This is a genomic window from Pedobacter soli (genome assembly GCF_900101435.1).
GTDB lineage: Bacteria > Bacteroidota > Bacteroidia > Sphingobacteriales > Sphingobacteriaceae > Pedobacter > Pedobacter soli.
Window position 1 is genome coordinate 242,039 of the sequence record NZ_FMZH01000003.1, and the last position, 24,936, is coordinate 266,974.

At 43.1% G+C, this 24,936-nt stretch carries 18 protein-coding genes; 8 read left to right on the forward strand and 10 right to left on the reverse strand.

Annotation, left to right across the window (positions count from 1 at the left end; genetic code table 11):
• The first annotated feature begins 8 nt into the window (after window positions 1-8).
• The 3 genes from BLR37_RS08405 (at window position 9) to BLR37_RS08415 (ending at window position 5,245) form a co-directional block, all read left to right on the forward strand.
• Window positions 9-1,460, forward strand: coding sequence for a M60 family metallopeptidase (locus BLR37_RS08405; protein WP_090767092.1), 1,452 nt, complete (start codon window positions 9-11; stop codon window positions 1,458-1,460).
• A 30-nt stretch (window positions 1,461-1,490) separates the two neighbouring features.
• Window positions 1,491-3,236, forward strand: coding sequence for an alkaline phosphatase family protein (locus BLR37_RS08410; RefSeq protein ID WP_090767095.1), 1,746 nt, complete (start codon window positions 1,491-1,493; stop codon window positions 3,234-3,236).
• A 95-nt stretch (window positions 3,237-3,331) separates the two neighbouring features.
• Window positions 3,332-5,245: an NHL repeat-containing protein gene (locus tag BLR37_RS08415; RefSeq protein WP_090767098.1), complete on the forward strand. Its 1,914-nt coding sequence runs from the start codon at window positions 3,332-3,334 to the stop codon at window positions 5,243-5,245.
• 828 nt (window positions 5,246-6,073) lie between these two features.
• Here the strand turns inward: BLR37_RS08415 and BLR37_RS08420 are convergent.
• Window positions 6,074-10,132 carry a hybrid sensor histidine kinase/response regulator transcription factor gene (locus BLR37_RS08420; RefSeq protein WP_090767101.1) on the reverse strand — a complete coding sequence of 1,353 codons (4,059 nt, stop codon included), beginning with the start codon at window positions 10,130-10,132 and terminating at the stop codon, window positions 6,074-6,076.
• A 356-nt stretch (window positions 10,133-10,488) separates the two neighbouring features.
• On the opposite strand from BLR37_RS08420, the gene BLR37_RS08425 reads away from it, so the two are divergent.
• From BLR37_RS08425 to BLR37_RS08440, 3 genes are all read left to right on the forward strand, one after another.
• Window positions 10,489-10,803, forward strand: a complete 315-nt coding sequence (locus BLR37_RS08425; protein WP_090767104.1) for a hypothetical protein — start codon at window positions 10,489-10,491, stop codon at window positions 10,801-10,803.
• Window positions 10,804-11,516: 713 nt separating this feature from the next.
• Window positions 11,517-12,713: a glycoside hydrolase family 88 protein gene (locus tag BLR37_RS08435; RefSeq protein ID WP_090767110.1), complete on the forward strand. Its 1,197-nt coding sequence runs from the start codon at window positions 11,517-11,519 to the stop codon at window positions 12,711-12,713.
• Between the two features lie 9 nt (window positions 12,714-12,722).
• Complete coding sequence (locus BLR37_RS08440; protein ID WP_090767114.1) at window positions 12,723-13,979, forward strand: DUF2264 domain-containing protein; 1,257 nt, start codon at window positions 12,723-12,725, stop codon at window positions 13,977-13,979.
• Between the two features lie 936 nt (window positions 13,980-14,915).
• On the opposite strand, the gene BLR37_RS08455 is transcribed toward BLR37_RS08440, so the two are convergent.
• From BLR37_RS08455 to BLR37_RS08495, 9 genes are all read right to left on the reverse strand, one after another.
• Window positions 14,916-15,662: a metallophosphoesterase gene (locus BLR37_RS08455; protein ID WP_090767123.1), complete on the reverse strand. Its 747-nt coding sequence runs from the start codon at window positions 15,660-15,662 to the stop codon at window positions 14,916-14,918.
• Window positions 15,663-15,730: 68 nt separating this feature from the next.
• Window positions 15,731-16,783: an HNH endonuclease domain-containing protein gene (locus BLR37_RS08460; RefSeq protein ID WP_090767126.1), complete on the reverse strand. Its 1,053-nt coding sequence runs from the start codon at window positions 16,781-16,783 to the stop codon at window positions 15,731-15,733.
• A gap of 69 nt (window positions 16,784-16,852) precedes the next feature.
• Window positions 16,853-17,884 carry an MrcB family domain-containing protein gene (locus tag BLR37_RS08465; RefSeq protein WP_090767129.1) on the reverse strand — a complete coding sequence of 344 codons (1,032 nt, stop codon included), beginning with the start codon at window positions 17,882-17,884 and terminating at the stop codon, window positions 16,853-16,855.
• A 306-nt stretch (window positions 17,885-18,190) separates the two neighbouring features.
• Complete coding sequence (locus BLR37_RS08470) at window positions 18,191-18,598, reverse strand: hypothetical protein (protein ID WP_090767132.1); 408 nt, start codon at window positions 18,596-18,598, stop codon at window positions 18,191-18,193.
• 43 nt (window positions 18,599-18,641) lie between these two features.
• A complete protein-coding gene (locus BLR37_RS08475) occupies window positions 18,642-19,280 on the reverse strand; it encodes a hypothetical protein (protein WP_090767135.1) in 639 nt (212 codons plus the stop codon).
• A 13-nt stretch (window positions 19,281-19,293) separates the two neighbouring features.
• Window positions 19,294-19,596, reverse strand: coding sequence for a DUF2695 domain-containing protein (locus BLR37_RS08480; RefSeq protein WP_090767138.1), 303 nt, complete (start codon window positions 19,594-19,596; stop codon window positions 19,294-19,296).
• A 30-nt stretch (window positions 19,597-19,626) separates the two neighbouring features.
• Window positions 19,627-19,848, reverse strand: coding sequence for a hypothetical protein (locus tag BLR37_RS08485; RefSeq protein WP_090767141.1), 222 nt, complete (start codon window positions 19,846-19,848; stop codon window positions 19,627-19,629).
• 57 nt (window positions 19,849-19,905) lie between these two features.
• On the reverse strand, window positions 19,906-20,805 hold the full coding sequence (locus tag BLR37_RS08490) for a hypothetical protein (RefSeq protein ID WP_090767144.1): 900 nt from the start codon (window positions 20,803-20,805) through the stop codon (window positions 19,906-19,908).
• A gap of 131 nt (window positions 20,806-20,936) precedes the next feature.
• Window positions 20,937-21,299, reverse strand: a complete 363-nt coding sequence (locus BLR37_RS08495) for a nuclear transport factor 2 family protein (protein ID WP_090767147.1) — start codon at window positions 21,297-21,299, stop codon at window positions 20,937-20,939.
• A gap of 280 nt (window positions 21,300-21,579) precedes the next feature.
• On the opposite strand from BLR37_RS08495, the gene BLR37_RS08500 reads away from it, so the two are divergent.
• Entirely contained in the window at window positions 21,580-23,649 is a 2,070-nt protein-coding gene (locus BLR37_RS08500) for an arylsulfatase (RefSeq protein ID WP_090767150.1), read from the forward strand.
• Between the two features lie 408 nt (window positions 23,650-24,057).
• Entirely contained in the window at window positions 24,058-24,903 is an 846-nt protein-coding gene (locus BLR37_RS08505) for a sugar phosphate isomerase/epimerase family protein (RefSeq protein ID WP_090767153.1), read from the forward strand.
• Window positions 24,904-24,936 lie beyond the last annotated feature (33 nt).

Below are 24,936 nucleotides of genomic sequence, written 5' to 3' on the forward strand. Positions count from 1 at the left end.
CCGAGGCCATGAAAAGTAAACATATAAAAGTTTTAACCTCCGCTTGTGCTGCGCTTTTACTGCTTACACAAGCGTGCAGAAAAGATTACGGCTACTCTTTTGAAGATGGCTACAGTAAAACCGAGGTAAAAGATACCTTTGGCAACCAGGAGCTCGATACCTCCAAATACAAGATAGACCGCTCGCAGTTTAACCTGGCAAGGGTTTTCCCGGGTTTGGTATCCATTTCAGAGCCGCGGCTTAAAAGTTCCAAAGTAACGCTCGATTTCGACTTTGTATACGCCAACAATGCCAATTTACGCATTTCGGTAGCACCGCAAGGCTGGTTTAGTACAGGTATGTATGCGCCTGCAGGTGAGCTGATCCAGATCGATGTACCTGCCGGAGAGTATGGCATGACCGCACAGATTGGTGCCTGGGATGATGATTTGACCAGCCTGCAAACCAAACTCAGGGCACCGGTAATTTACAGTCGCCATACCCTGGCACCGGGTAAAAACCTCATCCGTAACCTCTATGGCGGGCAGGTATACATTATCCCGCCAAGGGCATTGGGCCGCAAGGTCGAGTTCACTTTTACCGGAACGGTTAAATCGCCCGATTTTGTGCTGGGCCAAACTACTGATGAGGAATGGAAAGCCATGATGGCCACCACCACCGTACCCTTTTTCGAACTGCGTGGCAAAAGGATCATCTTTACCCTGCCGGTATCGCGTTTAGCTAAATTCCCCATTGCCAGCCCAACGGCTTTAATGCAAACCTGGGATGAGCAGATCCTGCACTGTTACTGGGAATGGTACGGCTTATCAGAAAACGCTGCAGATGCCCGCGATTTAAACCCAATGTTACCGTGGCGCATTGTACACGATATCCAGCCATCGGTGGGTGCACAGCACAGCGGTTACCCGGTAGTGGCTATGGCCAACGATAACTATTTTCAACAGGCGGTAACCCTGAGCGGTGTAGTTGGCCAGAACTGGGGTACCTACCACGAGCTGGGCCATAACATGCAAATGAACAATACCTGGAACTTTGATGGTAACGGAGAGGTATCGAACAATATTTTCTCGCTAAAAGTAACCAACTACCACGGCTATAAACACAGCAATTACAAACGGTTAATGACTGCAGCACTGGCTTTTGTTACGCCTACCGGTACAAAATCTTATGTCAATGCCTCAGAAGATGCCAAACTGGGTATGTTTATTCAGTTAATGGAGCGCTACGGCTTCAATTTTATTACCTATTTAACCACTGAAGCCCGCCATGCAAGGTTTACCTCATCCAGCAACCAGGATAAGATCGATTTCTTTTACGAACGTTTATCCGAGTTTGCCAAAACCGATATGGAACCTTTTTTAACCAAATGGGGCATTACCGTAAGTACTGTTTCCAAAACTAAAATTGCAGCCAAATTCCCCTTGTTAACTGAGGCTGTTTGGTTGTCTGATCCCAGCTAATTCATCCAAAAAACATAAAATAAACCAACAATGAAGAATTATCAGTTTAGTTTAAAAAAATACAGTGCGCTGGCCATCCTGCTGCTGTGTGCCGTTATTTTTGGCTGTAAAAAATATTACGATCCACCGGCAGTATTCGAGAAACAGGAAATTGTTTCGGTTAAGAAAAGAAAGGTTCTGCTGATCGGCATCGACGGGGCAACAGGCGAAGACATGAAAAAAATTATGCCGCCTGTAATCAGTTCCATCCTGCCTAATAGTAAATATTCGTGGCAGAGCAGGAGCGATGCGCCCGTGAGTGATGCCGGTACCTGGAAAAATATCATGACCGGTATTGCTACCATCCATAAAATACAGGACAGTACCTTTATCGTACCCGAGGGGGCCAGCGAACACGATGCGGTGGTAGAATATCCCTCGTTTATCGAACGTCTCCAGGCTACGCCTAAAATGCGTTATTCGGTAGCCATTTCGCCATGGAAAACCCTTGTTGATCGCTTACTGCTGTATGCCGATGAGCCCATTGCGGTAAACAACGATGCTGCCGCAGCCGATACCGCGGTAAAGAAAATTGGCATCAGCAAAGCCGATTTGGTAGTGGTAAATTTTAACCAGGTTAACCAGGCCGGCTTAAAATACGGTTATTCGGCCGATGTACCCGAATACAAAACTGCCGTAACACAGGTAGATACCTACATTGGTAAACTGCTCGAAGCGCTTAAAGCCCGTAAAACCTATAACAATGAAGAATGGCTGGTGGTTATTACATCTAACCATGGCGGCTATAATAAAGGCTTTACCAGTCAGACCGAGCGCGAGCGCAACTCCTTTAACATTTATTACAACCCTGCTTTTAAGAAAGTAGAAATCGATAATGTGCCTTTAACCGATGGCTTTTTATTTCCTGCCTCAAAAGCGGCTACCGATGCAAAAGCTACGCTTGCTGCAGCAAACTCAAGTATTTATGAAATAGGGGCATCGGGCGATAAAACCATCCAGTTCAAAGCATTTGTTAAATCCAGTTCATCATCAAATGGACAGAATTTTGTGTTATTATCCAAATCAAATGCATCGTATGGTACCGTAAACGGATGGAATTTTATGGTACAGGTAAATGCCGATGGTACGCGTAAATTCAGGGTAACCATGGGTTATAATACGTCAAGCTTTTTCTTCATCTACGCCCCTGCTAATTTCGATTTAAACAAATGGTACGCGCTAACTTTAAAGATTTATACCAATGCAGGCAAAAGAATGGCGGTGTTGTATGTAGATGGGGTTGCGGGTGATGCGGTTGACATCTCGGGCAGGACCATAGGCAGTGGCGCTAACGATTTGTTTCTGGGTAATTTAAGTATCACCACAACCGCAGCAGTAGCATCAGGATCGTTTGCCGTTAACGATATTGCCTTTTACAACAAAGCCCTTACCGATAGCGAAATTAGCGATTTTACCTGCAGCAGCAGCGTACCCCTTGCTAACACCAATTTAATTGGTTACTGGCCATGCAAACAGGTAGATGGCGATAAAATGCTGAACCAGGCACCTACAGCTTTAGGCAAAGATTTAACCATTGCCGGAAAAGGCGGTTTATGGAATTCGTTTGAAAGGAAGGTTTGCAACGCTACTGCGCCATCGGGCAATACCATTATGGCCGTATCCAATTCAGATATCGCTTCACAAATCATCTACTGGTTTGGCGTAAATGTAGACGATGCCTGGAAATTAAACGGAAAATCGTGGCTGAAACTGTACGAAGTAGAGTTTTATAAATAAACAATCCGCCCAATAACAAAAACCAAAAAGGTGATGGATCAGCAAAACCAATGCGTCTATCGGTCCATCACCATTTTGAACCTAAACCCAACAGCATGAAAAAAACTTACTACATCCTCATATTGGGCCTGGCCTTAGGGCTTGCAGCCTGTAAAAAGTTTGCCAACGAAGCTTTTAACGATACCACAACCGAAAAAACAACACTGAAGGTAAAGGTGATGAATGATAAGGATAACCGCCTCGAACCTGGTGTTAAAATCCTCATCAGTCGTAAAATTGATGCCAGCGCTGCCTTTCAGGTGATAGATACCGTACGTACCAATGCGCAGGGCGAATTAACCTACCAGGTACCTTTCCCCAATTTATTCAGGGCCGAAATTGATACCGCTTTTTACAAATACGATTCGAAAGAATTACTGATGCAAAATGCCAGCAATGGCGAACTGGTTTTACATACCAAACCCAAATTCGGCATGTCAACCGTTGATATCAGCGTATTAGATAGTGCCTCATCAACAGCTTTGGCCGATTTTTTGGTGAATGTAAGCTACCGTAAAATTGGTACTGCTAAGTTTATCGATAATGGTTCAGAAAAAACCAATGCCAGCGGCAAACTCCTGCTTTCTTTACCTTACCCAACCGAGGTAAAGGTTAAAATCGGCAATACCACCGCTTACCGTCCCGATTCGGTTTCGGTTAATTTACTTGATGAAAACAGCAAGAGTACCCAGCTCAAAGTATCAACCAGTGCGCTGTTTGCCTTTAATGCTTCCGATGCACTCGACCTGCAGTATGTAGCCAATACCAGTTTTAATGTATATGTGAAGAAAACCGGCGAAAGCGCGTTTACACTCTTTAAAACCATGCTTACCGATGCTTCTGGTAATTTTAACCTGATGATACCGCAACCGGCACAGGTGAAAGTAGAAATGCTCAACAATACTTATTTTACCAATTATTCGGTTGTAGCTGATGTGCCTACTTATGCTACCGTAAAACAGAAGGCAGTGCTTACACTAAAGGCGCCGGCTTATACCAGCCCGGTTTTAACCAACCTGCAATCTACCGAACTCGTACTCAATAATGGTTTATCGTTAAACGGTCCGCAGGATATGACCACCGATGGCAAAGGGAATATTTACATTACAGATTCAGGTAACAACCGGATTATAAAGGTTGATAATACCGGCAATGCCACGGTTTTAGCGGGCAACGGTACTGCTGGTACTGTTGATGGCGCCGGCGAAGACGCACAGTTTAGCGCGCCTTACGGCATCAGGTGCGGTACTGATGGTTCCTTGTATGTAGCCGATGATACCCGTCATATTATCAGGAAAATTGTAATTGCGGCTGATGGAAAAGCAACCGTAAGTACCATTGCAGGCGCAGCCGGATCAAGCGGTACCACCGATGGCGCCGGTACCACTGCCAGGTTTAACCGCCCGGCAGGTATTGCCCTTGATAAAGCGAACCGTTATTTATACGTAGCCGAATGGGGTGGCAATAAAGTGCGTAAAGTCGATTTATCCAATAACACCGTTTCAACGGTTGCCGGTTCGGGTACCAGTAGTGTATTGGGCGGAACAGGTACAGCAGCAACTTTCCAGATTCCATGGGGTGTAGCTTTAACCGACGATGAAACCGGACTTTATGTGGCCAGCTGGAATGGCAGCTCCATCAGTAAAATAAACCTGGCCAATAGTTTTGTTACCGTATTGCGTAAAGGAGCTACTACCAATTTTAGTTCGCCACGTGGGATCTACGTAGCCGGAGGCAAGTTATATGTGGCCAACACCGGTAACCATACCCTCTCGGCAATTAACACTGAAGTAGAAACCAATACTACTTTTAACCTGTTGATGGGTACCACTACATCGGGCAATGCCGTGGGTTCGGCCACAGCCACCCGCTTTAATGGCCCGGTTGGCATCTGGTACGATAAATATTCGGGTAAGTTCTATATCGCCGATACCGGAAATAATAAGATTAAAGTAATCCGGGGGAATTAGTTCCCCGGATTACTCCCTGCGGGGATTGTTCACCAACACTCAACGTCACCCTGAACTTCCGCCCGGCCGGTCGGACGGGTGTTTCAGGGTCTCTTCTTGACTAGTGTACACTATTCAGAGATGCTTCGTTGCGCTCAGCATGACATATTAAGAAAATCCGTCATTCCGAGAGCAGCGCAGCGGAACCGAGGAATCTATTTAGACGATTAGGGAAGGGAGTAAGATATAGATCAATTTACGTTACACTAAGTTCGTCACCCTGAACTTGTTTCAGGGTCTCTTCTTGACTAGCGTAAACTATTGAGAGATGCTGAAATGAATTCAGCATGACGGCGAGGGAAAAGCATGACGCAAGGGGATCCTCTGCACCCTGCTATCTGGCATAGGAGATGATGGCCGGAGAAAACGTTAAAGCTTTTCCACAACCGTTCAAAAAAGCATTGTCCAAGGCAGCGTGTCTTTCCCGACTTTTTGTCGGGGCTTGCGCTGCCGCTATAAAAGCTTTGACGATTTTATCCAACATCAGGTCCAAGCCTTGATCTTTTGTTTCTTTTCTATCAAGAGAAAAGAAAGAGCCCCCGCGGCGGTGAGCGGAAAGAAAACAGCCAAAGCATTAAGATTAGCTTCGCTGAGCACTTCGTGGTTCCCACTTTCGTGGGAATGACGGATTTGCGAAAGGGAGCGTCACCCTGAACTTCCGCCCGGCCGGTCGGATGGGTGTTTCAGGGTCTCTTCTTGACTAGCGTACACTATTGAGAGATGCTGAAACAAGTCCGATAGCTATCGGACCAGCATGACGGCGAGGGGCTACACCCTACTATGCCTCTCTCACTCCTTCCCCTTCTGATTACTCAAATAAACCTTCGGTGTATAACCAAACTGTTTCTTATACTCGCGGCTAAAATACTTCGGATCGTTAAAGCCCACCAGATGCGCCACTTCCGAAACATTGTAAACCCGGCCTTCCAGTAAAACTGCGGCCTTTTTTAAACGGATCGATTTTACAAAATCATTAACCGATAAATCAGTAATGGCCCTTATTTTCTTGTACAATACCGGCTGGCTCATGCCAATTTCGCGGGCCAGTTCCTGCACCCCAAAATGCTGATCGCTCAGGCGCTCTTCAATACACTTGGTAAGCTTAAGCATAAACTTATGGTCTACCGTATTAATCGTTACATCCTGCGGGTTCAGGTTGGCCTGCTCGCCAAACTTACGCCGCATGTTAGCCCGCGATTGCAGCAAATTGCGCACATTCAGCAACATCAGCTCAATGCTGAAAGGTTTGGTAATATAGCTATCCGCACCCGTTTCCAAACCATCTACCTGTTGTGCCTGCGAAACCCTGGCCGTTAGCAAAATCACCGGGATATGGGCCGTACGTTCATCGCTTTTCAGCAGGCGGCATAAATCCAGTCCGTTCATCACCGGCATCATTACATCACAAATAACCAGATCGGGCAACTGCTCGCTGGCCATTTCCCAACCCACCTGACCGTTTTCTGCTTCTAAAATCTGGTAGTTTAGCCCAACGGTATTGCGCAGCAACTGCCTGATTTCCGGATTATCTTCCACCAGTAAAACCGTTTCCTTAAAGTTCTGCTTCGGGTTCAGGCTACCCACCACCACATCGGGCACTGGCATAGGCACCACATAGGTACTGCTTTCCTGCCCATCGGTAGCTGGCTCATAAGGCTCCAGCTGCTCTACCCAGCTACTATCTTTTTTTAAGATAACGGTAAAACAGGTATCGCCGGCCTGCGTTTCATTTTCCGGTACACTGGCCATTAACAACTCGCCATTATGGGCCATTACAATGCTTTTAGATAGCGCCAGGCCGATACCCGAACCAATGTGCACAAAACCCGGACTGTTTACCTGGAAAAAATCGCTGAAGAGCTTGCTGGTGCTGCTTTCCGGAATCCCGATACCATTATCGCGCACTTCAATTTGTACCTCCTGCTTCACTTCTTTAATGCTAACACTAATTGCTCCGTTATCTCGGGTAAATTTAAAGGCGTTCGAGAGCAGGTTAAAACAAACCTTTTCCATCTGCAATTTATCAAACCAGATCAGTATCGGTTCGCCACTGTATTCGAAATGATAAGTAATATTGCGGCTTTCGGCCAGTTGCTCAAAGGCATTAAAAATTTCGCGTAAAAACAATACAACATCCTGTTGCTGCGGCTGCAGTTTCAGGTTACCCGTTTCCGTTTTCCTGAAATCCATCAGCTCGGTTACCAGCTGCATTAAACGGTCGGCATTGCGTTTTATCGGCAAAATCTGGTTGTTAATTACCGGCAGGTCTTTGGTGCTTTTCAGCAGGTTTTCAAGCGGACCTAATATCAGCGTAAGCGGCGTTCTGATTTCGTGCGAAACATGCGTAAAAAACCGCAGTTTAACCCGCTGCACATCCTCTGTCCGTTTTAACAAGGCCTGTACAAAAAGGTAGCGTACAATGAGAAAGAGCATGGCCGAAAACAGCAATAAATAAAGCCCATAAGCCCACCAGCTGGCCCAGAAAGCCGGGCGTACCCTGATGTTAATGCTGGCTACTTTTGCCCCCGGAATACCATCGTTATTGGCACCTTTTACCATAAAGCGGTAATTGCCCGCCGGTAAATTGGTATAAGTGGCACTAGGCGTAGCCATATCGTTCCAGCCACGGTCAAAACCTTCTAAAAAATAAGTGTATTTGTTTTTGTCGGGTTTTACAAAATTGAGTAGGGCAAACTCGATGGTAAAATTGTTCTGGTCGTGATTAAAAGTAAGCGTTTGGCCTGTATTGATTTCTTCGGCCAGTTGCCCGTCTTTTTCACTTACATACTGGTTAAACAATTTTAATCCGGTAAAAATCAATGGCGAAGCATAGTTGTTCAGTTCAATTTCGCGCGGATAAAAAGAAGTAAGCCCGTTTATACCGCCCATAAATATTTCGCCACGGCTATCGATAAAGTAAGAACGCGCATTAAACTCATTGCCTGCCAGCCCATCACTTTTGGTATAATTCCTGAACCTGCCCGTTGCCGGGTTCAGCTCCGATAAACCATTGGCCGTGCTGAGCCATAAATTATGACTGGCATCTTCCACTATTCCCAGTACATTGTTGTTAATCAGTCCGTTTTTTTCCTGAAAGGTTTTAAAGGTTTTGGTTTTAGGGTTATAAATACTCAAACCGCCAAAGTACGTTCCAATTAACATTTCGCCGGCACTGTTTTCGGTAATGCAGTTAATGTAATCAGATTGCAGCTGGTTGCTTTTACTTTCATTTTTATGAAAAACCGCCAATACGCCTGTTTTAAAGTTATATTGATACAGGCCCATATTGGTACAAATCCAAAGGTCGCCACGGCTGTCTTCGTAAATATTGGTGATATTTTTGCGCCGCAAATAACGGTCTAAAATACTTTTGGTGGTATGGGGAGGGTATTTCCCATCCTTTTTGGCCAGCGTAGTAAGCCCGTTAAGCGAGCCTATCCAGATGGTACCGCGGCGGTCTACTTCGAGCGCCAGGATTTCGGCCGAACCTGCAACCCCTAACGAATCGCGCACGTTTTTAATGTGCTGGGCTTTGCCTGTTTTCGGGTCGAAGATATTCAGCCCCCCACGGTGTGTACCAATAATAATTTTATCGCTGTTGGGGCCTTCTTTCTTCATTACCTTAATCAGGTTCGAGCTGATGCTCGATGAATCTGTAGAATTGCTTTTGTAGCTCTTAAAAGTATTGGTTTTGCGGTTGTAATAATTTAAGCCGCCCCCTTCAGTGGCAATCCAGAGGTTGTGTTGGGCATCTTCCAGCACCGAGCTCAGTACATTGCCACTAATGCTGGGCAAAAACCTGCTGTTGCGGTAAACTCTAAAGCGGGTAGATACCGGCGAAACCATGTTTACCCCGCCAAAATAAGTTCCGATCCAGATGTTCCGGTTTTTATCGCTAAAGATATTGTGAATAGAATTGTGACTGATGGTGCTGCTCACTTCCGGATCGTGCTGGCAACTGGTAAAAGTACCCAGGGTAGGGTCTAAAATGCTCAAACCATCTTGCGTGCCCACCCATAAATTGCCTTTGTAGGGCATAATTTCCCTGATATCATTATGGATAATCGAACCGGGGTTCTGGTTATCGTGCTGAAAAACCCTGAGGCTGTTATGTGCTACATTAAACTGGCATAAGCCATTGCTGGTACCCATCCAGATATTTCCCTGTTCATCGGCAACAATGGCGGTAATGTAATTAGAAGGCAGGGGCGAAGGGAAATCCACTTTTTTGTAATGGTAGCCTCCCTGATCGTGGCGCAATAAAACTACCCCATTACCCGTGCCTACCCATAAATTACCATTTTTATCTTCGCAAAAGCTATAAATGCTGTTAACCGGATCGCCGTTCCTGCTGCTGAAACGAAAAATCTTAAACTTATTGGTTGCCCGGTCAGTAAGTAAGTTTAATCCGTTTAGCGTACCTACCCAAACATTTTTATTGCGATCCTGATAAATAGCTTCCACACTATTGCTGCTTAAGCCCTTAATGCGCACAAACGAATCGTTTTGTGCATTGTAGTGGTTTAATCCGCTCGAGGTACCTGCCCACAATACCCCTTTACTATCGGTTAACAGCGAAGTAATTTCGACCCCCGAAATACTGGCCGGGTTTTTAATTTCACTTTTATAAATTTTAAAGCGATAGCCATCGTAACGGTTAAGCCCCTGGCGCGTACCAAACCACATAAACCCCGTGCTATCCTGGGCAATAGCAATTACAGAATTTTGCGACAGGCCGTTTTCGACCGTGAGGTTTGAAAAAGAAACCGCAGGCTGGCCCTTTGCCGAAAAAAAAGTAAGGAAAATTAGCAGGCCAAGCAATAGCCCGACGGGCTTATCACATCTCATATTCAATTTTGTAGGTTCTAGTTAGTTAGCTGTCCAATAAATATAGGAAGATGATTACTCTCCTTAGTATTGTACCGGGATTTTAATGCGATATTACTGATTTTTCTACCCTTTCTTTTAGAATCTTCGTCTTTTTTTCGATAGTAATGTATCAAATTTGATTCATGCAAATAACTGCAGCTGACTGGCCATTGGTTTAACCAGTACCAAACAGGCTGTTGTACCAAACAAAAAAGAGTTAGTTGATCAATAGCCGGAATAAGTGGGCCACCCGTTGTGCCCACTTATTGGCCGGCAAAACCAACCCTGGCCTTAGCCCAAATTTATCCTTTCCCTTACACCATAACGCCCCAAACATGACGCTTGAAAGAACCACTAAGCCCATTGCAAACCCATTAAAAAACGCGGTCGACATCAGGATGCTGGAACCCATTATTTTTTACTCGGGCAAACACGATGAACTGCAAATTCATGTAAAAGAAGCCCTCAACGGCGAACTGATTATTAAATCGTTAAATACCGCCATGCTCGAGATTAAAGCCGTAATGCTGGCCGATACCGATACACCGCTCAACTGGAAACAGAATAAAGAATGCCTGAAGATTACTTTCGACAGGGATTTAATGCCGCTTGGAGAAAATATGAACAGAGTGATTAAGGTGGTGTTTTGACCTCTGCTATGATCGTCACCCTGAACTTGTTTCAGGGTCTCTATGTAGCTCGCACAAATAAATAAGAAATGCTAAAACAAATCCGATAGTAAACTTGACTCCTAAAGAAACCCGTCATTCCGAGAGTAGCGCAGCGGAACCGCGGAATCTATATCGATTAACCTAAATCAGCTGTAACCCTCTCGGCTGTCACCCACCACCTCGTCGTCACCCTGAACCTCCGCCCGGCCGGTCGGGTGTTTCAGGTATCCTTATCGAAAAACACGTCATTGCGTGGAGGAACGACGAAGCAATCTTTCATGCCGGTAATTCTTGCTGCAAAGATTGCTTCGTCGGCTGAAAAAGCCTTCTCAGCAATGACGACATTCATTAGGTGTCTGTCATTGATAGTGGAGTCGAAGGGTCTACATAGCGCGCATGCTATCGGATTTGCTTTAGGGTTTCGACATAACCAACGCGAGCAAATAAGAGATGCTGAAACAAGTTCAGCATGACGACAAGGGGTTTACACAACCCTGCTTCTCAATGACGATCCCTATAATCATGCGCTATATCCAAAACGTTACATCCCACACCTCCCTTTAGGATTTTCTACCCCATCACTTAGGATTTTCGTCTTTTTTGAGTCTGCAAAAACACAATTTTGCCAGAACCAACAGTAAAATGCCGTACCGGCTTAACCGAATTTAATTAATCCACAATATACCTAAACTATGAAGAGACTACTGTTCAGCATCTGTTTACTGGCTTCGGCAGCAATTAGCCCCGCCCAAAAAGCAGTTGATGAGAAGGAAGCGATGAGAAGCCTGATTGATAAACAGTTTAAATTTGCACAGCAACAATATCAGATCCTGGCCAAAACCACACCCGATAACCGCATGCCGAAAACTTTTTACGCCAAAAGTAACCGGCTCGAAACCAGCGATACCCAATGGTGGTGCAGTGGCTTTTACCCAGGCTCATTACTTTACATTTACGAGTACACTAAAGATCAGGCCACCCTTAAAGAAGCCGAAAAACGACTGGCTATACTCGAAAAAGAAAAACACTACACCGGCAACCACGATTTAGGTTTCATGATGTTTTGCAGTTTCGGCAATGCTTACCGCATTACGGGCAAAGCGGCCTACAAACCCACTATCGATACTGCTGCCGCTTCGCTGGTTACACGTTACCGCCCCGCAGCCAAGGTAATCCAATCGTGGAACAGCAATAAACTGTGGAAAGGCCCTGTAATTATCGATAACCTGATGAACCTCGAGCTGCTGGCCTGGGTAAGCGATCACGGTGGCGACCCGAAATACAAGGAAATTGCCATTCACCATGCGGATACCTCGTTAAAAAACCATTTCCGTTCCGATTACAGTTCGTATCACGTAGTAGATTACGACATGACCACCGGTAAAGTATTGAAAAAAGGAACTGCCCAGGGTGCATTCGATGAGTCGGCCTGGAGCCGCGGACAGGGCTGGGCCTTGTATGGCTATGCCATGATGTACCGCTTTACCAAAAACAAGCGCTATTTGGAACAGGCCAAAAACATTGCCCATTTTATTATTAATAACCCCAATATGCCTGCCGATCAGGTGCCCTACTGGGATTTTAATGCACCTGGGATCCCGAATACCTATCGCGATGCTTCTGCCGCAGCCGTTATTGCCTCGGCATTATTAGAACTGGGCCAGTACAGCAGCAAGAGCGAGCAAAAGTTATTTGTGGGCGAAGCCAAAAAGATGATTGTTTCGCTTTCATCAGCAGCTTACAGTGCCAAACCCGGCCAAAACGGTGGTTTCCTGTTAATGCACAGCACCGGTGCATTGCCCCTTAAATCAGAAATCGATGTACCTTTAAGCTATGCCGATTATTACTATCTTGAGGCGCTGATGCGCTATAAAAACTGGTATTTATAACCTTACAATATGGAAAGAAGAAATTTTATAGGAGCCCTGTCTTTAACCGGAGTATTCGGTTTATTTAGCCCTAAAACCGTACTCTCGGCTACAACGCCAGTCGAAGCCCCCAACCGACTTAAAAACGACCGCGAATACTGGTACAAACTCTTATATAAAATTGCCAGTCCGGTGGTAGAAAACCTGGCCAACGGCACCCTGGTTAAAAACATGCCTTTAATTACGGCACCTAAATTCGATTCGCGTTCTCCAACCGTATCTTATTTAGAGGCTGTGGGCCGTACTTACGCAGGTATTGCTCCCTGGCTGGCCCTGCCTGATGATGCTACAGCAGAAGGTACTTTAAGAAAAAAACTCCGTTTACAGGCCGTTCAGGGTTTAGACAATTGCTTTGCACCAAACAGCCCCGATAAACTGAATTTTAGTAAAGATTACCAGCCCATTGTAGATTCGGCTTACCTGGCCCAAACCTTTTTAAGGGCACCTAAAGCCCTGTGGGAACCATTAAAACCCGAAACCAAACAGGCCATTATAGCCGCTTTTAAATCGCTGCGCAACCGCAAACCTTTTAAAAATAACTGGCTGCTGTTTGGCTCTATTACCGAAGCCTTTCTGCTTTCCATTGGCGAGCAGCATGACGAAGCCCGTTTAAACGAAGGGGTAGATGCACTTAACAGCTGGTACAAAGGTGATGGCTGGTATGGCGACGGACCAAACCTGGCTTTCGATTACTACAATTCTTTTGTAATTCACCCGATGATGGTAGATACACTGGCCATTATGGTTGATCATAAACTAGCAAAACAGGAGCGTTACGACCTGGCTTTAAAACGCATGCAGCGTTACGTGGTAGGACAGGAGCGGATGATTTCGCCCGAAGGTACTTACCCGCCTATAGGCCGTTCCATTACCTACCGTACCGGTGCTTTCCAGGCTTTAAGTCAGGTGGCTTTAATGCATAAATTGCCCGATACCATTACACCGGCACAGGTACGCTCGGCATTAACCAAAGTAAAACAGAATTTATACGATACCCCAGGTACTTTCGATGCCAAAGGCTGGTTACAACTCGGTTTTTGTGGTCACGATCCCGAAATAGCCGATTATTATACCTCTACAGGTAGTTTATACATGGCTACGCTGTCGTTCCTGCCTTTGGGCTTACCGGCCAGCGACGAATTCTGGTCGGCCCCAGCCGCCGACTGGACGGCTAAAAAAGCCTGGGCCGCGAAACCTTTCCCGAAAGATTATCATGTAGAGTATTAAAGTATAAAAGCGACTGTATTAAGGCTGGCTCACGCTATAAGCGGATGAGCTGGCCTTTTTGTTTTACTCCCTATCCGCCTGTCGGCACCTTTCCCCTTCGGAGGAAAGGATGCAGGATAAACATTTATCACTATCCCTCTTGACGTCACCCTGAACTTCCGACCGGCCGGGCGGACGGGTGTTTTAGGGTCTCTCCCTAACCGACACGAGCAATAGAGAGATGCTTCGCTGCGCTCAGCATGACAGAGAGGTTTGAGCGCGGAGTAACAAAAGTCCTTCGACAGGCTCAGGATGACAACGTTAAATATGATTCTCTATACCCTTCAATCAATCCGATGGCTATCGGACCAGCATGACGCAAGGGTTTTTCTGCACCCTGCCATCCGGCATAGGAGATTTTCGCAGGAAAAAGCACGAAAAGCTTTGCACAACCTTTCATACCCCCGCTGCCCAAGGCAGGAGCAAGTGCGTGCGTTGGCCTAAGGGCCGGCAAGCGCCTAGAAACTGCCGCCATTAAGGTTTTCGTAGGTTTTTACAAGAAAAGATCCAGGCCTTGATTTATGCCCCTTTTGTTGTTGTTTTAATCGGCGGGCATGCTTTCGCTGCGCTCAGGTTTTGTTACTTTTGGATCAAGCCAAAAGTAAGAGCGGTTCGGCGGCTGACCTGTACCGATTTTATATCGGTAGCCGAGGCAAGCCAGTGGGAAGGGAAAGGAAATAGCAACCGAATTAAGATTCCCGCCTGCGCGGGAATGACGGATCCCCTCTAGCCGTCACCCTGAACTTCCGCCCGGCTGGTCGGACGGGTGATTCAGGGTCTCTCCCTAACCGCCACGAGCAAATGAGAGATGCTGAATTAAATTCAGCATGACGGCAAGGGGTTTCCTGCACCCTGCCCTCCGGCATAGGAGACCATAAAAGAATACCCTCTAAACACTTACAGCTCAACAATCAACTGCTTCTCATAACCATTATAAGGCTCATTTAAATAGCCATGTGGATTACAAATTACTTCAGTGGAACCAATGTGGTAGCGCACAGGAGTATGGATATGCCCGTGTATCCAATACTTCGGCTGATATTGTACAATCAGATCTTCCAGATTAGAAGCATAAGCCGCACTCACCGGATCGTTTTGGTAGGCCTCCGGCACCGACCGGATACTGGGAGCATGATGCGTAATCACCACATTTTGATAAGCTGCCGATTCGGCGAGGCTGTTTTGTAACCAAAGTTTCGAAAACTGGTGGACCTTAAAAGTATCGATGCTGCGCAACCGACTATAGGAAGGATTACGGCGAATCTGTTTATAATCATTCATTTTCCCCTGGCAAATTATCCCGTATTCAATGGGATTTCCGAAAAGCGAAAAGTCTGTCCATAGGGTAGCGCCATGAAAACGAACCCCATCAAGCTCAAAGCGCTCATTTTCGAGCACCTGTATATTCGAACCCTTTGCTTCTGCTACAATTTGATGCAGCGTTTTGGGATAAGCACCTTTATAATATTCGTGGTTCCCCAGCACATACAACACCGGCTTATCCGGAATATGCGCTTTAATCCATGCAATTCCTTTAGTACCCAAATTAATATCGCCAGCCAATATAACCACATCGGCCCTTTCAAAATTTAAAGCCGAAAAGCCAAATTCCTGATGTAAATCGCTGATGATCTGGATACGCATTGAAATTGATTTAAAAACCTAAATTACAGAAGAGAAATTGAACGCAAAAGCTTTGAGGGTTTAAACTATTAGCAAACCATAAACTCAAATCCATTATTACTTGCTATCGTTATTAAAGGTTCGATCGTTGTTCTAAACTTTCCTTTGTACGAATCGGGTAACTTATCCACCTGATCAAGATCAGGAAAGATACTTAGGTAATCCTCTAATATTTTCTTCTCAATAGATTTAGCCTTTATAATCTCTATCGCCTGCTTTTGAAGATGATAAAAAGCATCAAAGTATTTATCCAACTTGGGTAATTTATCCGATTTCGAACTGTTGAACTTAGGATTAGCTGGGATTAAGTTCCAAAACAAATCATGCGAAACGAATGCATAAGGAATAAAATGTTCTACTGCAAAAGCTTTTTCATGTAACCTTGAATTGGTGTATATGCAATCCACTCCTCCCAATTCAGCAATAACCATATTCCAGCAATTCCGTTGTTTCAGCAAGCCATTTCTTTTGGCCGGCTTAATCAATTTATTAGGAATATCGGGCACATTTGGATTGTGCTTCTGTAAATATAAACTCAGGTTCCAATAACAAAAGTCTTTTAAAACCCCAATGTTAGACATCAGGTAATTTACCCAGACCGGATTAATGGTGATATGGGTTTCATCAACAGCATACAAACAATCATTTTCAAATTGACTGGATGCTTGATAAATAAATTTTGAGTTTTCAGCCTTTGCAGGAAACCAAGGGCTTAAAAAACGATGGGGTACTTGTTTATTAAAATGCCACAAGGCTTTTAGTGTTTCTCTATTTGTACTATTATTTAATTGTTTTTTTATCCTGCTACGATCCTCATCTATGGTGAGGTTCTCGCTTAAAGCAATAAGACCAACTGCTTTATGTAATTGATCTTGTTTACCAAAACTAACATTAAAATAATTAATCGTATACCAGCTGGTAGCTACCATAACTACAAACAGCCTATGCTTAGGAATGTAATATTCTCCTCGTTCCACCTCTTCTAAAATAGATAGAAACCAATAGAATTTGTAGGCTGCAGCAGTATTATTAAAACTTGCCTTTAACAGATTTATGGGTAAGCGTTCGTGAAAAGGGATCATTGAGATTCAATATATCTACTAACGGAAGAAAATAAAATTCGGGAGTAATGTACTCTTGGAAAGCTTTGTTTAATCCACTTTAAACCTATACCGATCTCTATGGTCAGCTAGGTATTTTTGCTGTTTTTTATTAAATGCTCCAACATTAGCCTTTTTAAGATTCCAGGCTTCGAAAACTTCTTTTGCTTCATCTTTAAGTAATATATCTCCACTATCAGTAAAACTGATAAAACCTTTATCAAAAAGCTTATCAACATGTGGACTTAAAAGTAACCCATTATTACCATCAAGCTTTTCATCATCTTTCGATTTGCACCAGGGTTTAATGTGGCTGGCAATTAAAAAAGCCAAATCAGATATACCCGTAATTCTACAGCATTTTTCCTGGTTAACAACATTCTTTCGAAATGTTCCCTGACCTAATCTAGCCTTAATCAATGTCTCTTTTTCAATTTCAGTCCGATTTGAGTTTTTGATTTTTTCTTCTTCATTTTCTTCCTCTTGACTTGCCGAAGTTAAATTTGTTGCCTCAACTAACTGAGCGTATATCAATAACATTGCTTTCAAGTCAGCAATCAATTCATCTTGTGCGGGTAAATCAACTAAGCTATAAAATTTAGAAATGATATTTCCTGCTTCGTAATCACCGGGCAAATGGCTTTTGGTAGTCTTATTCTTTCTTAAATCAATTTCAGCTGAAGAAAATAATTGCGGGTTATAATGTATTCGCGATCTCAACTCTTCAGCTCTATTCTTCAAAACTTTCCGATACCCACCCTTAATTTCTAAACCAACACTAGTTACACCCTGATTTAAGGTTAAATAGAAGCCTGACATGTCTTCCCTAAATATATAAACGGGATAATAACCATCTTGTGTCGTTTTCGTAACTAATACATCAAGGATTGCAACCCAAGGACAAGCCGCCCAGCGACTTTGGCCAGCTGATCCTTTGAATATATATTTTTCTGGTTCAGCAACAATTTCCTCAACGGCATTCGGAAAATCTGTTCGTAATAAATTGGCTAGAGGATTATCGGTAAACTCTTCAAGAGTTGAAGAAGCATAATGTTTGAGAACATTAATAAAAAATGCACGCATAATATAATTGGGATGGGATTATAAAATTTGTTGCCACAGCCCCCAAGAATGCTTATTCAAAAGTTAAAAAGACAGCAATATAGTTGCAAACAAATGCCGTATTGAGGTTAATTTCAACTTGTATTCTGTCCTTAGACTATTAAAAAAGATGCATTAGTAGGATGATTCGCAATCCCAAGGTAGTTATCTTTTTTTTAATAAAAAATATGACGCTCATAAACTATTAGAAATATGACACGAACTGTTTATTACAGTAGAAATTAGATAAGGGAATCTAAGCGCCCAACATTCCTCTTCTTATCAAAATTAAAACCTATCATAAAACTCCACCCACCCCTCAAGAAACACAACTTCATTTGCTTCACTCTTATAAGGCAAATAATAATGTCCGCCACTCTGATTTTCTGTGCTATAAAATTTGGCTACTAATACATCACTTTTATCTCCATGAGCGTTCGTTATTAGGGTATCGTAGATGATAGCATAAGCAATTAAATCTTTCTGAGCGAGCATTTGTTTTAGGTCAGCCTCCAATTGCTTAATTAATTCAGTACTTAGCGGAAAATCGTCGCCATAATTAGCCAGATATTGGATCGACTTACCAATTCGATCACTGTAAACCGCGATAGGATAAAATTCTCCATCTTGCTCTTTTAGCAACCATTTAGCTAAGGTAAAACCATAGTTTAGTAAGTCAATCACTTGTTGTTGCATGGGTAAAAGTTATTTTTTAAAACTACTTGCTTAACGATAAAGACTACCACTTCCACCATTTTTTCTTTCGCTCTGGGGTATTGCCAAACTGGTTTTTCTGACTTACCTGATATTCTTCGAGTACTCTTCCATCAAAACTAAACTTGTATGCAGTATAAGTCCAATCTACTGCCAGGATGTAATTGTCACAAATTTCAATATTATACTTTCCTTCCAGGGTTGTCCAAATGTCGCGACCGCCATTCTGCCATAATATTTTTCCTGTTTTATCCAATCGACTAAGCTCCAATTCGCCATGCACCAAATAATCCTCTTCAAGATAATATATACCAAAACAAGTGAAAGCATCAGCCACAGTTTTCCATTCTAAGCTCAATGATGGTAAGCTTAGTTTAAATACAGTATTAGAGCAACAAATTACCAAGCTATTATAACTTATTAAAATTGTATTTTCAGTGATTGCCGTAGCTCCTCCCTCAGAGTTGATTAAACAACTTGCGATGACTAAATCATCAACAATTAATTCAATCCCAACAGATGAGGTAGTCTGACGATGATTGCCACTTATGTAAATTTTCTCGTAAACATGCAGATAGTCGGAGGAATCAGACTCATAACCTGTTTCATCATATAATTGAATGGTACAATTTTCAAGTACCAACGTTTGATTTGGCGTCCTCATAATTTATAATCTCCTAAACATGCCATAAAAATTCAAACTGCTCTTCAACATTTGCCAATACTTCGCAATCGCAGAACCCATTATGATCTGTTAACCATTTTATAACATCCTCCACATTATTAATTCCTGTTATGTTTAAAAACCTAATGGTTAAGGCATGATCATCATTGCATTTTTCATGTTCAAAAGCTAAATCCAGATAGTCAAATAAGTTTTTGAACTGATCCTGGCTCATTGGTAATCTGGCTTGAAATTCTTTTAAGGCCTTGAAACGGAGCTCATCACGGATTTGCTTCCGTATGTCTTTGTTATTCATCTTTGTGAGTTAGCATTTTAAGTATAAAGGTCAAATATTGATGTTAATACCCGGGAAGCTGGATTCGACAGCAGTCATAAGCTGATCGAATTCCTGATAACTGGAAAAACTTTCATCTTTATAGTTATCCTCGTCAAAAACATTATTACCATCAAAACAAAAAGAATGTAATGTGAACAATTCATTTTTCATGCCCAGGGTAATGGTGTAGGATTCATCGTTTGCTCTTTTATAGTGAGCAATAATCTCCATTTTATTCTTAAGTCGCTTATAGATCTGTTTTGTGTGAGACATTTATATTTTCATCTATTAATAACCCCAATTTAAACAACTGATATTCCAGGTGTATTTTGTTTTGATGGGTTTACCCAAAATTTGAGGCGCTTCCCAGCCTGCCATTTTTAATAGTTTCTTTTTTACTAATTGCTTACAACTAGTAGAGAGGTTATCTTCCGGAAATATTACATCAGTTATAACTCCATCTTCATTGATGCTCAAAACCATCCTTAATCGGTTAGGTAAATGCTCAATCTTTGGTTCGTCTGTACATTTCAAGAGTACCGGCATTATTTCAGTAGAAGCATATTTCATTAATAATAAATTATTACCTTTTTTATATACAGGACGGGCTTCCTTTAATGATTGATATATTGATTGTAAGCATAAGTGGGTTATTTCAGAACTTTCCAACTGCAAACGGGCTAATGCTACTAACGCGTTGGCTGAGGGTATTCCTTTAAACTGTTTAGTAAAATAAGCTGTATCTGAATTAACTCGCGTAAAATTATAAATAAGACTATCAAAATAGTTCTTTTTCAAAGGGTCAATCTGAGCTTTCCTACACTTTTCAACAAGTGATGATGTAGCTGACATCAATGCCCCTTTAACAAAATCGGGAGTAGAAATAACTTCGTAAGCAATATTTACATTATAACCAGTCAAATCAAGATTGGTGATTTGAGTCTTGTATTCATCAATTAAACCATTAAGATCTGCATTTGCAAAAGATATAGAATCGGCCTGCTTTGAAAGTGCCTCAATATCAAAAACATGTATCTCTTTTAGCTTTGTTCTATTCATTACAATTAAACCTTCATTGGATCGCTCTAAAGAGTCCTGTATTTTTTTAAATGATTGAATAATAGGCGAAGTGCAATTGATAATCAGCAGACAAAATAAGGCTTGTACGGTGAGCAGTAGGCGTTTCATTTTTTGAAGGTATACAATATCCCGAAAAGTAACAATGGCTTAATCTTCCATAGACTGGCCCAAAAACAAAAAAAGGAAACATCCTCAATGTTTCCTTCATACGCTTAAAAGCTTCCCTTTGCAAACTTTCCTTACCCCATTCGGTAAAAGAACTCATCGGCTACAATTTTACCGTCTTTTACTTCGTAAACGGCAATTTCGCTCATTTTAATGCGGCCATGTTCTTTATAGGTGGCATCGATATACATCACGATTGAAAAATGATTGTCGGCCACCAGGGGCTCGGAGCAGGTGGCGCTGTGAATTTCCTGTACGCTTTCTTCCCAGCGCAGGGTTTTGTCTTTTACCGCGGCTTTACCTTCGGTAAGTTCCATTGGCGAGCCTTTAGGTTCGCGGCTTACCACGTTATCGGCATACAGTTCATCAATAGCCTGATCGTTTTTGCCTTCGCGGCAGAGCTTTACCAATTGGTTAGCAACTTCTTGTGTAGTCATAATCTTATGTTTTTGGATAGTATAAAGACAGGTAAAAACGGCGAATTGTTTCTTTTAATCATTATACCATTTATCAATTTCGTTATTATTTAAGATTCAGGCTGCTGTAAAAGTGCAGAATGACTACCTTTACCCCATACCATCTAACCAGATTGTGCTTAACCCTAAAATTATACAGACCCGGGCTGGAAATAACAGCCTTAAACCATTATATACAGCAGGGGCTAAGCACCCTTGTTGTACAACATTAACCCAAGCCATATAATCCCGATCCTCCGCTATGAAAAGCAGCAAAAGAAACATCATCAGGTACACGCTCGTCCTCTTATGGTCGGCTTTGGCCGTATCAACTACAAATGCCCAGCAAAAGCCAAACATCATTTACGTTTTGGTTGATGATTTGGGCTATGGGGATCTGGGCGTACTTTTCCAGAACCAGAAAGCTAAAAACCTGCCTGCATTGGTTACGCCCAACCTCGACGCAATGGCCAAAGCAGGGGCGATACTTACCCAGCAATATGCCAATGCTCCGGTATGTGCACCATCCAGGGCCTCGCTGCTTACCGGAGTAAACCAGGGTAATGCACACATCAGGGATAACCAGTTTGATAAGGCCCTCGAAAACAACCACACCATGGCCACTGTACTCAAAGATGCTGGTTATGCTACTGTAGCCATTGGAAAATGGGGTTTGCAGGGAACAGATGAGAAGCAACGCCCCAACTGGCCTGCCCATCCCTTAAAAAGGGGCTTCGACCAGTATTATGGTTATATGCGCCATGCCGACGGGCACGAACACTACCCGGTTGAAGGCGTTTACCGAGGTAAAAAAGAGGTATGGAACAATTACAATGAAGTATCGGCCGATTTGCAGAAATGTTATACCACCGACCTCTGGACGGCAAAAGCCAAAGATTTCATCATCGGTTTTGAAAAGCAGCACCAGGCTAAACAACCTTTCTTTATGTACCTGGCTTACGACGCGCCTCATGCCGTATTGGAATTACCTACACAAGCTTACCCTCAAGGCGGCGGACTGAAAGGCGGTTTGCAATGGCTGAACGAGAAGGGTAAAATGATTAATTCGGCCACAGGTACTGTAGATAGTTACGTGCACCCCGATTATGCCAATGCCAGCTACGATGACGACCGCGATCCAAATACACCTGCAAAGCCATGGCCAGATACCTATAAACGTTATGCCACTGCTGTACGCCGCTTAGATGATGCCATTGGCGATATCCGTACTTTATTAACCGACCTGAAAATTGCCGACAATACCATTATTGTGTTTACCTCTGATAATGGCCCGTCGATAGAATCGTACCTGCCTAAGCAGTACGTACCCAACCATCCTACCTTTTTTGAAAGTTATGGCCCTTTTGATGGCATAAAACGCGATTGCTGGGAAGGTGGTTTACGCATGCCTTCGGTAATTGCCTGGCCTAAACGCATTCCGGCCGGCAAGGTGGTTAATACCCCTTCCATGCTGTCTGATTGGTTACCTACCTTTGCAGATGCGGCTGGTGTACCTGTTCCGGCACGGATTACGGGAGTATCATTGGTACCTGCTTTAACGCAGACAGGTAAACAGGGCGAAAGCAAGGTTTATGTAGAGTATTTCGAATCAGGAAGTACCCCCGCATTTCCGCAGTTTGAGGCCAGTCATGCGAGCAGGAAACGCAACCAGATGCAAATGCTCAGGGTGGGCGATATGGTAGGTGTACGCTACAACATCAAATCGGCTGCCGATGATTTTGAAATCTACAATGTGGTAAAAGATCCGAAAGAAACGAATAACCTGGCTAAAAATGGGGGCTTAAGTGAATTACAGCAACAGTTCCGCAACATGGCCCTGCAAGCGCACATGATGGACCAGCAAGCCAAACGCCCTTATGATAGTATCGCTATTCCGGGTGTAGCCAAGCCTGCAAGCACAAAAAAAGGTTTAAAATGGTCATTTTTACCAGGTACTTTCCATTACGTAACCGTTGCCAATCAGTCGAAACCTGCAACCAATGGAGTAGCGCAAACCTTAAGCACTGCCACCACGCCTAATAAAGGCATGCTGAATTATCAGGCCCTTTTAAAAATCGAAAAGAAAGGCACTTATACCTTTAAGCTGAGCACAGGTAGCAAAGCTTTTGTAAAACTCCACCAGATTAACCTGCTCGATGCCGATTTTGGTTATACCAGCGGTCAGGTAATTGAAAAAACGGTGATGCTGGATGCAGGTTATCATCCCCTTAACATTTATGCCCTGAAAGGCGCCAATAATAGCTTAAAAATTGAGTTTAAAGGTGAAGATGGCGTGTGGCACAACCTGAGTGGAGAGAATTGTGTGTATTAGCACTAATTACAGCTGATTGATCATAAAATATCCTCTATGCTGATGAAAGTATAGGGGATATTTCTTTTTGAACCGATCATGATTTAATATGGAAAATGTGAGATGGGAAATGGGAGGTAATCTCGCCATAGGCTTTTTGCACTATGGGCTATTAACTATGAGCCATAGCTCATCCCAATCAATGACATATATAAAAAGATCGTCATTGCGAGGAGGAACGACGAAGCAATCTTTCCTGCTAGTCATCTCTTATTATAAAGATTGCTTCGTCGGCTGAAAAAGCCTTCTCGCAATGACGATTCTTTAGGAGGCCCCTTCATCAGTACTTCAATATGTTTGTTAATAAACTGACCTCTATCAAGAACTATTTCAATTTAAATATTAATTTAGTGCAACCATAAAATGAACATGACTACAAGAAGATTTTTTTTACAAAAAGGAATATTAGGTATAACTGCAGCAACGCTGGTTAATATTCCCTCAGTTTTCGCTTCGCCTGTTGAGGCCGCTGCCGCCGGTGAAGACACTTTTAAATTAGCCATTGCAGGCTATAGCTTTCTTAATTTTAACCTTGATGAATCACTTAAAATGATGAAAAAGGTTGATGTACATTACCTCTGTATTAAAGATTTTCATCTGCCTTATAAAAGCACAGCAGCAGAAATTGAGGCTTTTCATGCTAAACTTAAAGCCAATAACGTAGTAGGCTATGCTGTAGGCCCCATATACACCAAAAACAAGGAAGAGATCGACAATGCATTCGATTATGCCAAGCGGGTAGGTGTTGATTTGCTGATCGGAATTCCGGCACATGCCGACCTTGAATATGTTGCCCAAAAAACAAAAGAGTATAACATCCGTTATGCCATTCATAACCATGGTCCGCAGGATAAACTATACCCAAATGCAGAAAGTATCTACAACCTGATTAAAAACCTCGATCCGCGTGTAGGAATCTGCTTTGATATGGGACATAACAAAAGAGATGGACGCGATTCGGTTGCAGACCTACAGAAATTCTCGAAACGGATTTTTGATATGCACTTAAAGAATGTAACTTCTGCTACAAACGAAGGTACCACTTGCGAACTCGGCCGCGGCGTAATTAATATCCCTGCCTACGTAAAAATGCTCCGAAAAGTTAACTACAAAGGCTGTTGTAGCTTGGAATACGAAAAAGATATGAAAGACCCCTTGGCAGGAATAGCTGAATCTGTAGGCTATTTTAAAGGGGTAAGCGATGCTACCCGCTAGAGCGATTTTAAGTGATGATAATTTCAGGATTGA

What these genes read in the sequence shown, in the direction of transcription:
- BLR37_RS08405 (WP_090767092.1), top strand. Translation starts at nt 9, where the DNA reads ATGAAAAGTAAACATATAAAAGTTTTAACCTCCGCTTGTGCTGCGCTT.
- BLR37_RS08410 (WP_090767095.1), top strand. Translation starts at nt 1,491, where the DNA reads ATGAAGAATTATCAGTTTAGTTTAAAAAAATACAGTGCGCTGGCCATC.
- BLR37_RS08415 (WP_090767098.1), top strand. Translation starts at nt 3,332, where the DNA reads ATGAAAAAAACTTACTACATCCTCATATTGGGCCTGGCCTTAGGGCTT.
- BLR37_RS08420 (WP_090767101.1), bottom strand. Translation starts at nt 10,132, where the DNA reads ATGAGATGTGATAAGCCCGTCGGGCTATTGCTTGGCCTGCTAATTTTC.
- BLR37_RS08425 (WP_090767104.1), top strand. Translation starts at nt 10,489, where the DNA reads ATGACGCTTGAAAGAACCACTAAGCCCATTGCAAACCCATTAAAAAAC.
- BLR37_RS08435 (WP_090767110.1), top strand. Translation starts at nt 11,517, where the DNA reads ATGAAGAGACTACTGTTCAGCATCTGTTTACTGGCTTCGGCAGCAATT.
- BLR37_RS08440 (WP_090767114.1), top strand. Translation starts at nt 12,723, where the DNA reads ATGGAAAGAAGAAATTTTATAGGAGCCCTGTCTTTAACCGGAGTATTC.
- BLR37_RS08455 (WP_090767123.1), bottom strand. Translation starts at nt 15,662, where the DNA reads ATGCGTATCCAGATCATCAGCGATTTACATCAGGAATTTGGCTTTTCG.
- BLR37_RS08460 (WP_090767126.1), bottom strand. Translation starts at nt 16,783, where the DNA reads ATGATCCCTTTTCACGAACGCTTACCCATAAATCTGTTAAAGGCAAGT.
- BLR37_RS08465 (WP_090767129.1), bottom strand. Translation starts at nt 17,884, where the DNA reads ATGCGTGCATTTTTTATTAATGTTCTCAAACATTATGCTTCTTCAACT.
- BLR37_RS08470 (WP_090767132.1), bottom strand. Translation starts at nt 18,598, where the DNA reads ATGCAACAACAAGTGATTGACTTACTAAACTATGGTTTTACCTTAGCT.
- BLR37_RS08475 (WP_090767135.1), bottom strand. Translation starts at nt 19,280, where the DNA reads ATGAGGACGCCAAATCAAACGTTGGTACTTGAAAATTGTACCATTCAA.
- BLR37_RS08480 (WP_090767138.1), bottom strand. Translation starts at nt 19,596, where the DNA reads ATGAATAACAAAGACATACGGAAGCAAATCCGTGATGAGCTCCGTTTC.
- BLR37_RS08485 (WP_090767141.1), bottom strand. Translation starts at nt 19,848, where the DNA reads ATGGAGATTATTGCTCACTATAAAAGAGCAAACGATGAATCCTACACC.
- BLR37_RS08490 (WP_090767144.1), bottom strand. Translation starts at nt 20,805, where the DNA reads ATGAAACGCCTACTGCTCACCGTACAAGCCTTATTTTGTCTGCTGATT.
- BLR37_RS08495 (WP_090767147.1), bottom strand. Translation starts at nt 21,299, where the DNA reads ATGACTACACAAGAAGTTGCTAACCAATTGGTAAAGCTCTGCCGCGAA.
- BLR37_RS08500 (WP_090767150.1), top strand. Translation starts at nt 21,580, where the DNA reads ATGAAAAGCAGCAAAAGAAACATCATCAGGTACACGCTCGTCCTCTTA.
- BLR37_RS08505 (WP_090767153.1), top strand. Translation starts at nt 24,058, where the DNA reads ATGACTACAAGAAGATTTTTTTTACAAAAAGGAATATTAGGTATAACT.